At 36.9% G+C, this 12,982-nt stretch carries 9 protein-coding genes and 1 pseudogene; 5 read left to right on the top strand and 5 right to left on the bottom strand.

The genetic code is table 11. The annotated features are described in order from the left end of the window. Window positions 1-9: 9 nt before the first annotated feature. A complete protein-coding gene (locus FC73_RS06610) occupies window positions 10-918 on the bottom strand; it encodes an alpha/beta hydrolase (protein WP_010022097.1) in 909 nt (302 codons plus the stop codon). Between the two features lie 318 nt (window positions 919-1,236). On the opposite strand from FC73_RS06610, the gene FC73_RS06605 reads away from it, so the two are divergent. After that, complete coding sequence (locus FC73_RS06605; protein WP_050780912.1) at window positions 1,237-4,011, top strand: cation-translocating P-type ATPase; 2,775 nt, start codon at window positions 1,237-1,239, stop codon at window positions 4,009-4,011. Between the two features lie 123 nt (window positions 4,012-4,134). Here FC73_RS06605 and FC73_RS06600 read toward each other — a convergent pair whose 3' ends face one another. Continuing rightward, window positions 4,135-4,686 (bottom strand): TetR/AcrR family transcriptional regulator, encoded by a 552-nt coding sequence (locus FC73_RS06600; RefSeq protein WP_010022100.1) that lies wholly within the window; start codon window positions 4,684-4,686, stop codon window positions 4,135-4,137. A 204-nt stretch (window positions 4,687-4,890) separates the two neighbouring features. Between FC73_RS06600 and FC73_RS06595 the strand changes: the two genes are divergently transcribed. Beyond that, entirely contained in the window at window positions 4,891-6,657 is a 1,767-nt protein-coding gene (locus FC73_RS06595) for an MFS transporter (protein WP_010022101.1), read from the top strand. Window positions 6,658-6,887: 230 nt separating this feature from the next. Here FC73_RS06595 and FC73_RS06590 read toward each other — a convergent pair whose 3' ends face one another. Further along, window positions 6,888-7,427, bottom strand: a complete 540-nt coding sequence (locus FC73_RS06590) for a TetR/AcrR family transcriptional regulator (protein ID WP_010022102.1) — start codon at window positions 7,425-7,427, stop codon at window positions 6,888-6,890. 104 nt (window positions 7,428-7,531) lie between these two features. Here FC73_RS06590 and FC73_RS06585 point away from each other — a divergent pair, with 104 nt between their 5' ends. The 3 genes from FC73_RS06585 to FC73_RS06575 all read left to right on the top strand — a co-directional run bounded on the left by FC73_RS06585 (window position 7,532) and on the right by FC73_RS06575 (window position 10,728). Further along, on the top strand, window positions 7,532-8,344 hold the full coding sequence (locus FC73_RS06585) for an oxidoreductase (RefSeq protein ID WP_010022104.1): 813 nt from the start codon (window positions 7,532-7,534) through the stop codon (window positions 8,342-8,344). 12 nt (window positions 8,345-8,356) lie between these two features. After that, a complete protein-coding gene (locus FC73_RS06580; protein ID WP_010022106.1) occupies window positions 8,357-9,373 on the top strand; it encodes an NADP-dependent oxidoreductase in 1,017 nt (338 codons plus the stop codon). A gap of 275 nt (window positions 9,374-9,648) precedes the next feature. Then, the gene (locus tag FC73_RS06575; protein ID WP_010022108.1) at window positions 9,649-10,728 is read left to right on the top strand and encodes an Abi family protein; all 1,080 of its coding nucleotides are present in this window, start codon (window positions 9,649-9,651) and stop codon (window positions 10,726-10,728) included. Between the two features lie 131 nt (window positions 10,729-10,859). On the opposite strand, the pseudogene FC73_RS06570 reads toward FC73_RS06575, so the two are convergent. Then, window positions 10,860-11,647, bottom strand: a pseudogene (locus FC73_RS06570) (DUF6198 family protein). Window positions 11,648-11,660: 13 nt separating this feature from the next. Then, entirely contained in the window at window positions 11,661-12,674 is a 1,014-nt protein-coding gene (locus tag FC73_RS06565; RefSeq protein WP_029327137.1) for a zinc-dependent alcohol dehydrogenase family protein, read from the bottom strand. Between the last annotated feature and the right edge of the window lie 308 nt (window positions 12,675-12,982).

Below are 12,982 nucleotides of genomic sequence, written 5' to 3'. Positions count from 1 at the left end.
TGCATCCCACTAGGATGCATTTTTATTTTGTTTCATTACTCGTCTCATAAACTGATCTTTTTGATCAAAGACGGTCTCGTTCATGAAGCCGCTAGGACCGTGAGGCACACCATCAATGATATGGACTTCAACGTTCTGCTTGCCAATGAACTTAATCAGTTCAGCGGCCATGTTAATGGTTTGAACGTATGGCACCACCCGGTCACCGGTTCCAGCATAGAGTAGTGCTGGCACCATCGCTTCATTCAAGTACGTGGTTGGATCGGCTTCAGCCACCAGGTCAGGAACATCAACGGGTCGATGAAATCCCAACATTGCGCCTTCAAAAGAATCGGAGTCTCCAGTCTCTTTAAAATTAGGAACCTGTCCGAGGGCTTCAAACTCCGGCTTCAAAAGTGCCATGTCGTACAAACCATACGACGAAATTACCCCATTAACCTGACTAGAGTAGTCAAAATCAGAACCGAAATCACTTTCCAAATGACCGCTGGCTTCAGAAGCCGCCAGTAACATGGCTAATTGAGCCCCTGATGATTCCCCCATCATGAAAACTGCGTTACTATCAAAGTGATAGCTATCAGCATGGGCTTTGACGAACCGGACCACGGCTTTTAGCTCATAGATGGCGGTCGGAAATGGCTTCATGTAGCTCAGAGAATAATTGGGACTGACAACCGCGTAACCACGCTTTAAGAGTTCCAATGCTCCATTTAATTTAAAGGAACTTTTCTGGCCAAAGTACATTCCTCCACCGTGCACGTCGATGATAACTGGGTAACTATCACGCTTCTCATTTGGTAAATAGATGTCTAGTTTATGTCGTTCTCCCTCCGCATACGGAATATCAATGAATTTGCGCTCCACAAAATCCGTATCTGCTGGTGAAAACGGATGTTCACGTTCAATAAATTTAACCATTTTAAGACTCCTTTGCAGTAGTTAAATTTATGATAATTCAAAAAAGAAAGTGCGGCAATTATTCCCACTTAATAGGAAGAAAGCCACCCTAATTTCAAAATAAATTAATTTATTGACGTAGCTAGTCGTTACTGTCAGTAAGGTAATTCATCCATTTTGTTCATTTATTTCTCAAATGTCAGTTTTTTCTATTGCTTTTTTGAAAAAAGAGCCTAAAATCAATCCACGGTTGTTTAGAAGCAGTTTCTAAGCGATATTTGGAAAAAGGGGTGAGAAACATTGGATAACAAAATTCTAACTGACGATGACTACGCCAAAATGTCACCGTCAGATCTCACTAGCAAGCTAGACACCTCAATCACAAAGGGCCTAACTACCAGCGAAGCAAAACAAAAGTTACAAACTGATGGTGCCAACGTTATTAAGAAGGGGAAGCAGCAATCCGGAATCGTTGCCTTTCTGAAAAACTTCACCTCATTAATGGCGATGCTGTTGTGGGTCAGTGGTGTAATCGCAATTCTTGCGGGCACCGTTGATCTAGGAATTGCCATTTGGGCGGTTAATATTATTAACGGACTCTTCTCATTTTGGGAGGAACACGCGGCCAAGAAGGCCACCGACGCTTTAAGTAGCTTACTGCCAACCTACGTTAACGTAATTCGAAACGGCAAATCGATCCAGATTAACGCAGATGAGATTGTCCCTGGCGATCTCCTACAGTTGCAAGCTGGAAACGCCATCCCCGTTGATGGGGTTGTCGTTCATTCGGCTTCCCTTCAAGTCGATGAATCCGCCTTGACCGGTGAATCACTGCCCGTTGACAAGGATACTAAGTATCACCACGGCGATGGCAAATTTGCCATCTCCAACGTGGTTTATGCCGGAACGGTGGTTACGAACGGAACTGCCACGGTACTAGCCGTTAAGACCGGGATGAACACTGAATTTGGTAAGATTGCTAGCTTGACCCAGAACCAAAAGGCCACCGTTTCACCACTTACCAAAGAGCTGAATCGCTTAACTCGTCAGATTTCAATCATCGCCTTTGCGATTGGAATTACCTTCTTCATCTTAGCCATCTACTTCGTTCATTATCCACTTGCCAAGTCATTTATCTTTGCGCTTGGGATGATCGTAGCTTTCATTCCTGAAGGACTTCTACCAACCGTCACGCTTTCTTTAGCTCACGGAACTCAAGTCATGGCTAAGAAACACGCCCTCTTAAAGGACCTAGACAGTGTTGAGACCTTGGGTGAAACCAACGTGATTTGTTCCGATAAGACCGGGACTCTGACGCAAAATCAGATGACGGTCAACCACGTTTGGCTCCCCGATAAGGAATACAACGTCACTGGAACAGGATATTTCAATAACGGAAAGATCCAGTTTAACGGAAAAGACGTTGATTTATCTAACGAAAAAGATCTCGCGCTCCTGTTAAACATCGCACTATTAAATAACGATACTTCAATTAAATACGACCCAGACGACAAAAAGGCTCCTTCAATTTTAGGAACTCCAACCGAAGCTGGGTTAAACATTTTAACCGACAAGGCTGGGCTGAAAAAAGATGACTCAGCTGAAAAGAATCCACGTCTAAAGGAATTGCCATTTGACGCCAACCGTCGTCGAATGATCACAATTCAAAAGGATCCTGAAAACGGCGAAGACGTTATCTACACCAAGGGTGGTCTAGACAGCATCCTTTCCATCTGTAATCGCATCCTGGTAAATGGCCAGGTTCGTCCCATCACTGAAGACGACAAAAAGAAAATTAACAAGGCTAACGCGGATTACGCCAAAAATGGACTTCGTTCTTTAGCATTTGCCTACCGTGATGACGATACCGATGATCCAAACAAGGCCACGGTTGATAACACCGAAAAGAACCTTGTTTTCGTAGGTTTGGCCGTTATGTCAGATCCACCACGAGAAGAAATCTTTGACGCCGTTAAGAAGTGTCACAGTGCTGACATCAAGATCATCATGGTCACTGGTGACAGTTCCCTAACCGCTAAGAGTATTGCCGTTCAGATCGGCATTACCTCCGATAAGGCACGAGTCATCACCGGCGAAGAATTATCAGCCATGTCAGACGATCAACTTCAAGAGGCTGTTAAGGGAGAAGTTATCTTCGCCCGAGTGGCTCCTGAAGATAAGTACCGTATCGTCTCCATGTGTCAAAAGAATGGTAACGTCGTTGCCGCAACTGGTGACGGGGTTAACGATGCACCTGCCCTAAAGAAGGCCAACATCGGAATTGCCATGGGTGTAAACGGAACTGACGTTGCTAAAGATGCCGCCGACATGATCTTAACCGACGACAACTTTGCTTCAATCGTTGCCGCAATCGAAGAAGGACGAACCGTCTACAGTAATATTCAGAAGTTCCTGCTCTACATTTTGAACAGTAACATGGCCGAAGCTTTTCCATCCATCCTGTTCCTAATCTCTAACGGTGCTATTCCACTACCACTAACGGTAATGGAAATCCTGACCGTTGACCTTGGAACTGATTTACTTCCAGCTCTAGGACTTGGAACCGAAAAGAGTGAACCAGGAATTATGGATCAGCCGCCACGTCCCCGTGATTCTCATTTGTTAAACAAAGGAATTATCGCCAAGGCGTTTGGTTGGTACGGACTGTTTGCCTCCATCATTTCAACGGGAGCCTACTTCTTCGCCAACTACCAGCACGGCTGGCCTCATGTTCCATTGTTTGCCAGCGGAAACATCTATGCTGAAGCCACCACGATGACACTTGCTGCCATTGGCTTCTGTCAGATTGCCGCCGTCCTAAACTGTCGTACTCGTGTAACTTCATTGTTCAAGATTGGGATCTTCAGTAACCATCGCATTATGTGGGGGATCGCATTCCAGATTGTCTTGATCACCCTGCTAATCTACGTACCGTTCCTACAAAGTGTCTTTGGAACCTACTCAATTGGTGTCAGTGATTGGATCTACCTGATTGCCATCCCAATTCCACTAGTATTGCTCGATGAGCTCAGAAAGTACTTCGTAAGACGCCACATTCACAACAAGATCAACAAGCGAATGGGTCATTTACAAAAATTAGAAAAGATTTTATAGAATATCAAAAGGGATGCCGAATGATGAGTTCGGCATCCCTTTTTTATTAAAAATAAACAATATTTATTATATGGTAATTACTATTATTAATTAATGGTTAGTAAAATAAGCGATTTTTAAAAACTATCTATGATTTCCCATTCGAAAAATAGTCTCTGTAATTACTTGTGACAAATCATAATTATCATAAAAATCGTCTTCCGACAGCAAGCCAACAAAAACATTCCAAAGTCCACCAACAACGAACCACGTTGCAACTGTGGTTTCTCTGTTGTCAGATGTTTTTAAATGCCACATCATTGGGAAAGCTTCATATAATTCTGGTATTTTTTTGTTATATTCATTTAACATAATGGTTAATAAATTTTCACGTTCTAATAATTTTAATCGTCCAGTATAATTTGTCCAAAAATCAAAAAAATTTTTCACAAAGTTTTCAAAATTCTGTGAAGTATTTTTTTTGAGCATCTTTAAATAATTATTTAACAATTCTTCAAAATAGCTTTGTAGTAAATTATCCTTTGAATTAAAAATCCGATAGAAAGTTCGTCTAGAAATTTGTGCATGTTGACTAATTTCTTTAATTGTTATTTTTTTATAGGAACTTTTAATTAATAAATCAAAAAACGAATTAAAAATCCAAGTTTTTGTTTGTTCAGACATTCTGTTTGTCATTATTTGCCTCATACTTTCTAAATATTAACTAAATTGAAAAGAACAATAAAAAAATGTCTTACCTCATGGCACAATTGTAGCAAAAAGTGTCAAGAGTTAAGTTTGCCTATGATCTATTGCTATTTATACTCTTTCTTTATATTATACAAGTGGTTTGGCACACGTGTAGCAGAATCTAAAAAAACATGAAAGAGATGATGTACTTTGCTTAAAACAAGGAAAGCTATTGGATTTACTGGCTTAATTTTAGCTATGTTTATGGGAGCCCTCGATGCTACAATTGTAAATATCGCATTACCTAAAATCATGACTAGCTTTAATACTGGATTAACAGATACAACTTGGGTAGCAACAATTTATGTTTTATCAATGGCTGTATTCATGATTACAGCATCTAAAATTGCCGATATCTATGGACGAAAAATTATTATGTTGATTGGTTGTTTATTATTTGGAGCATTTTCGTTTGCATGCATGACTGCTACTTCATTAAGTTTATTAATATTATATAGATTTATCCAGGGCATTGGTGGAGCTATACTGACACCTATCGTTTTACCCATGGGTATAGAGTTATTCGGGAAAAATAGTACAAGTCGAGTTGCTGCTACTATTGGTGCTTTCAGTGCTCTTGCAGCTGCTGGAGGACCAGCTCTAGGTGGCTTTATTTTGAATTGGTCAAGCTGGCGCTGGATATTTGGAATTAATGTTCCAATATCCATAATTGCATTTTTGGCAATTATCCTAGGAACAAAAGAGTCATATGATCACACTATATCCAAAAAAATCGATTGGATTGGAATGCTACTATTAACGATAACAATGGGAGGATTGACATTTGGTCTATTAGAAGGTCATCAATATGGTTGGAGTTCACCAATTATTATTGGAAGCTTTACTGCATTTATCCTTGGATTACTCTTATTCATTGCTGTTGAACTTAAAGTTGATTCACCAATTATCCCATTAAATTTATTTAAGGAAGCTACTTTTACAACATCAAGTATTGTTTATCTAATTTTCGGATTTGCTATAATTGGACCTTCATTAATCCTCAATTATTTTTTACAGAATGTAAGAAATTATTCAGCTCTCCATTCTGCATATTTAATAATTCCTGCTTCATTGGCGATTTCAATTAGTATGCCTATAGCTACAAAAATGTATCATAAATTAGGTGCCAAATTATTGATTGGTATTGGTTTAGTTATTTCTTCCGGAGGACTTTTTATGATGGCAATAATAAATACAGGTACGCCAACGGCTAATATTGTTGCATGTAATTTGATAATCGGTGTCGGTCTTGGATTTACTGCGATTTCTTTAGCAGCATCTGTTAAATTTTTGCCATTAAGTAAAAATGGAATTGGATCAGGAGTTGTAAACGCTGCTAGATATGTAGGACAGTGTCTTGGAATGGCTATTTTAGTTACTCTTTTGAATGCAAATGTTAACACAGCTAAAAATAATATTCGACATACTGCATATAATCAAATTAGAGTGTCTGTTTTATCTAACCATGTAAAACAAGTCATACATGAAGAAGTTGGAAAAACGCTAAAAACAAGTAAAGATACTAAAAACGTTACTAGTGACCAAAGTAAACTGAAAGCAAAGATTAAAAGCGCTGCAACTGACACAAAGGGTTTACCAGATCCTAAACCAAAAACTTCTTATGCAGCCTTATATTCAGCTAATAAAAAATTATCCACAGGAAGTCAAAAATTATTAAATATACAACAACTACAAACTGTACTTAAGCCCATGATTATAGGGCAAAATCAGATGGGTGTTGCAATTAAGTTGCTGGCACAAAAACAACAATTAACCGAAGTTTTAAACAAAGTAAAACACACAAAAAATCATCAATTGAGCTTAGCTTTCGATAATGTTTTCTTCGTTAATGGTTTGGTTGTTTTATTATGCACTCCACTAGCTTATTGGACAGATAAAAAGAGAAAACATAGATAATTAAATTTATTATGATATAAATCTATAAAATTGGATATTATATATTTTTATTAGGTGGTTTTATCTTCAATTTAAATTAAAGATAAAACCACCTAATTTTTCCTTAATTAAATTAATATATGTCCATAAAAATTGGGTAAGTTCTTCACAACAAATAATGTTTATATATAATATATTCATTTTTGACAATTAAAATCATACTTCTGTTTTTAAATTGCTTCATCTCTTATTTAAATATTTTGAATCAAATACGGCTTTAAAATTTCCTTCACGCTGCTAGCTAACTCAGCCTTATCAATTGGTTGTTCGGATAAAATGATCTTTTCGATAATTCCGTCAATCCCATAACAAATGAAATCCAGCTCAGTTTGACTAATATCTTTAATGACAAAAGCAAGCTGTTCCTTCGTAAAAACATGAAACTCTTTACGAAACTGATATGAATTTTGACTTTTAAGTAAATTATTGAAAAAGATTTGATTCTTGGTGAAAAAATCGATCCAGAGTTCAATTTTTGCTTGGATTTTAGTGTCATTGATATCTCGACAGGTTAATTTTAATTCGTCAAAATAAGAATCCATGAAATCCAAAACCAATTCAGACTTATCAGCATAGTGATCGTAGAAGGCTTTCCTCGTGATATCAGCTTTATCACAGATCATTTTAACCGAGAGATCATCTAAACTGGTTCCCACTTGTAATAATTCTTTGAAACTTGTTTGGATGGCTCCTTGCGTCTTACGAATTCTTCGATCTACCTTTTTTTCCATTTGTGATCACCTTTTCTAAGTATGTAGTTGCCAAAGTAACAATTGTATTATAATATACACGTGTAACTTATTCAATAAAATCTTACAATACGAGGAGATAACTAATGAAAACCGTTTTAATTACTGGAGCTAGTTCTGGAATGGGATATCAAACTGCCAAATTACTGGCAAAATCAGGTTTCCAAGTTTTTGGAGCCGCCAGAAACATCGCTCCCATGGATTCTTTAAAAGATTTAGGTGTAACTCCAATTAAAATGGATGTTACTAGTCAAGCGTCGATGCAAGCCGGGGTTAATCAAATTATCCAAAAGGCTGGCAAAATTGATGTTTTAATTAACGGCGCCGGATACGGTTCTTTTGGTGCCATCGAAAACGTCAGCATTGAGGAAGCCAAACGTCAATTTGACGTCAATGTCTTTGGCCTGATGGCTTTAACTAAATTGGTTCTACCACTTATGGAAAAACAACACTCAGGAGAAATTATTAATATTTCTTCCATGGCCGGAAGATTTAGTAGCCCACTCGCTGGTTGGTACTTCGCCTCCAAACACACCGTCGAAACCCTAAGTGATTCATTACGGATGGAAGTCAAAAGATTTGGGATCAAAGTCGTTTTAATTGAACCCGGCGTGGTTAAAAGTAATTGGTCTAAAATCGCAATGAAAAAATTGGTTGATTCATCAATCGGAACCAAATACGAACAAGCCGCTAAAGAGATGGAAAAGAAAAATAACCATCTCTATGCCTCTAAACTGGCTTCACAACCAGCATTAATTGCTAAAACGATCAAAAAAGCCATTGAAGCCAAGCATCCCAGACCAAGATATCTAATTGGATTTGGGGCTAAACCAACGATTTTCTTTAACGCCATCTTACCCACTCGTTTGATGGATCTGATTGTCCCTAAATTCATGTAGGAGGAAACTAATATGATTAACATTCCTAAGAAAATGCTCGCCCTACGGCTTATCAAATATCGACACCCGTTTGTGAAAGACACCATTCCCGTTCCACAAATAAATGATAATGAAGTCTTGGTATCAATTAGGGCTTCGTCACTAAATCCGATTGACTACACGATTCAATCGGGTAAAGTCAAGATCATCATGCCATATAAATTACCCATCACGGTTGGCAATGACTTTTCGGGTACCGTCGTTCGTGTGGGTAAAAAGGTTACTAAATTTAAACTGGATGATCAGGTATACGGACGCCCTGATGATTTTCAAAGTGGTACGTTGACCGAATTTATTGCCATTAACGAAAATGACATCGCCAAAACTCCCAGGAATCTATCACTAACCGATGCGAGTGCTGTTCCCTTAACTGGATTAACGAGCTATCAAGCGCTAATCGAAATTGGAAAACTGAAAAAAGGCCAAAAGGTCTTCATCCAAGCTGGTTCAGGTGGAGTGGGCACCATGGCAATCCAAATTGCTAAAGCAGTGGGTGCTTACGTCGCCACCACTACCAGTAAAAAGAACTTTGATTTAGTGCGCTCACTAGGTGCCGACCAAGTAATTGATTATCACACCACGGATTTCTCCGAAGTATTAAAAAATTACGATTTGGCTTTTGACACTCAGGGTGGCAAGACCCTATCAAAGACCTTTAAGATCCTGAAACCTGGCGGCAAACTAGTTACGGTTAATGGAATTCCCACCTTCAAATTTGGTGCACAACATCATTTGGGACTTCTAAAATCAATTTTATTTGGAATTGCCAGCAGTCCCCTAAAGTTGTTAGCCAAAAAATACCACGTTGAATACACCTTCTTTATCATGCACCCCAGTGGTCGTCAACTAGATCTCTTAACTAACATGATTGAAAACCACGAACTTAAACCGATTGTCGATAGGGTCTTCCCCTTTAGTGAGGTCTTTGAAGGATTTAAGTTACTAGAATCGCATCATGCCACTGGTAAGGTTATTATTGAGATGAAGTAATATGTTGTCTTATTCAAATTAATATTTATTAGTAGTATACTTAGAGCAATAGATGTTGGTTGGGCGTGATAACTATTATTACGGATATTACGGACGTGACCAACCTTTTTTTGGAGAAATTTATGAAGAACAATAAAATATCCTTTTTTATTAATGAATAAATTATAAGAAATGGTAAAAAAATAACCTCAAATATCAAAATAAAAAAAGACATTATTTTATTTTACCTTGATGAAAAAAAGTCTAATAAAAAATCTAATGTGCTAATTGTTCCAATGAAAGCATATAATTATGAAATTCCCGTAGAATTTAAGAAAAGGGTACTAAAATTCCCCATTAAATACGAAAATACTGGGATTTCTAAAATCGATGATCCACCTATTCCGCTAAATAATAAGGAACTTACCAATCTAGTAAAAAGAAAATATGGAATAAGATTTAACAAAAATTTTGATGAAAATGCTTTTATTTCTTTGCTCTCAACAGTTATATATAGTAAATTTAGACCATTTTTATACCACTGTAAAAATGGATCCATGAATGATGTAATGGATCTATATCATCTTAATAATCTTTTTAGTAAAAAATTATCTACTTTAATTCCGCCCATAGAAAATCATTTAAAAAACACTCTTGTTAATGAAATAATTGATTTTTCAGAAAAAAACAGTGATTGTAAGGTTAATGACATAGCATTTATGTATGATCATTATAATTTAACGATATATGAAAAATGCTCCAATCACAAAAGAAGATCCAATTATAATAATTGGATTAATCATACAGTAATGGAATTAGAATCTTATGAAAAACAAGGATCTGATTTTAACAAGTGTTTAGATAAGTATAACGGTAATATTCCCTTATGGTATATGATTGATAAAATAACTTTTGGGACTTTTAGCAAATTCTTAATTATTTTAAACAAATCATTAGCGAGAGAATTTGCTGTTACTATTTATCAATTAAATAAAGATTTACAAAATAATAAACCCAGGACACCATCAGCAATTTTTCAGTTTACACAAGCATTAGTGGTGTTAAGAAACTCTGTAAATCATTCAGACAATATTTTATTTAATAACTATATACAAATAAAAAGATCATTTTTTAATCAGAAAGATCTTGAGATTTTGAATGCAGAAAACAATACAATTTTTAGAGGTTTATTTTGGGAACTATTAATTCTTAAGTATAACTATGTAGGAACACCTCAGCAAAATAAGGACGATTGGAATTCTTTCATTAGTGAAATAAATGAATATATTACTCCTACCATTGCAAAAAAAATAAATTTCCCAAAAAATTGGGATAAAGTTTTAAAAATTGTCATACCTTCTGATATTTCATTATAAAAATGCTCCATAACCATTAGATATCTTCGCTAATAGTTATGGAGCATTTAAAATTTTATCTCTTAATTTCAGTAAACCCTAATCTATTGAGATTCCAATATGCTTAATTTTTGTCAAATGATCATTAATTATCATTTTCTTTTCCCGTTTCTATCTTTAGTTGCTTTTTGCTTGTCAGTATCAATATCCTTTGCAACCATCGATTCACTCTTAGCCGGGGTGGTACTAATACCCTGATGCTTTAATCTTGGGAAAACCAATCGATCGGCAACTCCCGTGATACTTCCCTGAAATAGGAAGGCAAAGATCGTCCCAATCCCGTAGTATTCGATCTGATGAGTGATGAGAAAAGCAATGATTTCAACAATCGTAGGAGGAATGTAGGAAGCCCACATTGCTTTAGTAGCGTTACCCTTGAAATACTAATTTGCATTAAATCATCGTTGGGATGCAGTACCAGATTAACCCGCTGATAAATCGAAATTGCGATTCCGATTAACGCCACTCCCATAAAATTAACGAGAACATAAACCATAATTAATAATGGAGTGTGAGCATCAGGTAACCTAATGATTTGAGTGAATAAATCATAAAATACCTGAACTAACCAGGAAAATGGGATCATAAAGATGAGATTACCAACCGCGCGTCCCCAGTCCCATTTACCAATCAAAATTGCATTTAAAATGATGATAATAATTCCAACCAGGACGAAGGTCCAGAATAAATCCCAGTGAATGGCGATACTCAGATTAGTTTCAGCAGCGGTCCAATACGCAGATCCCAAAAAATGTGGAAAGACCTTGGCGCTGGTCACTAAAGTTAAAACGTTCCCAAGCGAATTAATGATAATCGAGATGATAAAGTAAACAATCGAGACGGGCATTGAAATCGTTCTTGGCATTTTTTCCTGAGCCATAATATCACATTTTCTATTTAAGATCTGGATTTACCGCAACAACGATCTTACCCACCTTAGGAGTAGTGTGATTCAAGGCACCTTCAACTTCATCCAGTTTTAGGATATTATTTTGAAATGGTTCAGTTTGAACGGCTCCGGACTCTAATAACGCAATTGAATCTTCAAAAGCGTGTGGATTAATGATTGAGCCTTTAATGGTCAACTGTTTCTTAAAGACGTTGTAAGTATTCATGGAGAAAGTTTGGTCTGGCTTTCCAACTCCAAACATCATAACTTGTGCACCTTTATTAGTGTGCTCAGCGGCTTCTTCCTGGGTTTCGGGACGACCGACCGCTTCAACTACAAAATCATAATTTTCTTCAATCGGCGTCTTGGACGTATTAATCACTTTATTTAATTTAAAATCAGTTTTCATTTGATGCAAGACCTGATCATTGAGACCAGCCATATCAATGCTTTGAATGCCATACGCTCTAAGAATTTGGGCAAATAGTTTCGCCATGAATCCATCACCAATGATTAAAGCTTTTTGGTATGGAGTAATATTTTCAGTAATTTTCATGGCGTGGACCACACATGAAATCGGCTCAAGTGAGCAAGCTGCTTGTAGCGAGATGGAGTCAGGTAATTTATAAACCACTTTTTCTGGCGCGGTAAAGTACTGTTCAAGACCACCATTTCGTGTAACTCCAATCGCTGACAAATTGTCACATAACTCATAACGACCAGTTCTACAGTAAAAGCACTTGTCACAGTAAATGTTTGGATCAACCGCAACCCGATCACCCTTCTTAAAATCTTTGACGTTTTTACCAACTGCGGCAACAACACCTGAATTTTCGTGACCTAACACAATTGGTGGAGTGGCATCAGTCGATCCTGGCAAGCCATTAAATAACCCATTATCGGTTCCACATAAGCCAGCGTAGGCCGTTTCAACCAAAACTTCATCATCTTTTGGAGTGGGTACGTCAAGTTTTTCCATTTCCATTTTTTGTTTTTTAGTCATTACTAAAGCATTCATTTTTTCATTCATAATAAACGGTGTCCTTCCTACATTTATAAGCATTATCAATTAGTAGTAAGTAAAATAAGCGCTTGTTTTTATTTACGTCCTTAATATAGACTCACAAGCTTGATAATGCAACCACTTACACTACTGATATGGCAATGTAGAATGACTTCACAATCATTTCTAGATTGATGAGCTAGTTTAAGATCAACGTTTTATATATGATTAATTTAATTTTTATTTTGACTAAAATGCCAACATAAAGATTCATTTCACAACTAATTTATAAGTAAATAAAAATACAATTTATTAAAAAGCTG

This window comes from Fructilactobacillus fructivorans (assembly GCF_001434095.1).
Lineage (GTDB): Bacteria > Bacillota > Bacilli > Lactobacillales > Lactobacillaceae > Fructilactobacillus > Fructilactobacillus fructivorans.
This window is presented reverse-complemented; position numbering and strand designations above follow the sequence as displayed.

Coding starts and splice junctions, on each gene's coding strand:
- FC73_RS06610 (WP_010022097.1), bottom strand. CDS start 918: ATGGTTAAATTTATTGAACGTGAACATCCGTTTTCACCAGCAGATACG.
- FC73_RS06605 (WP_050780912.1), top strand. CDS start 1,237: ATGTCACCGTCAGATCTCACTAGCAAGCTAGACACCTCAATCACAAAG.
- FC73_RS06600 (WP_010022100.1), bottom strand. CDS start 4,686: ATGACAAACAGAATGTCTGAACAAACAAAAACTTGGATTTTTAATTCG.
- FC73_RS06590 (WP_010022102.1), bottom strand. CDS start 7,427: ATGGAAAAAAAGGTAGATCGAAGAATTCGTAAGACGCAAGGAGCCATC.
- FC73_RS06585 (WP_010022104.1), top strand. CDS start 7,532: ATGAAAACCGTTTTAATTACTGGAGCTAGTTCTGGAATGGGATATCAA.
- FC73_RS06580 (WP_010022106.1), top strand. CDS start 8,357: ATGATTAACATTCCTAAGAAAATGCTCGCCCTACGGCTTATCAAATAT.
- FC73_RS06575 (WP_010022108.1), top strand. CDS start 9,649: ATGAAAGCATATAATTATGAAATTCCCGTAGAATTTAAGAAAAGGGTA.
- FC73_RS06565 (WP_029327137.1), bottom strand. CDS start 12,674: ATGAATGCTTTAGTAATGACTAAAAAACAAAAAATGGAAATGGAAAAA.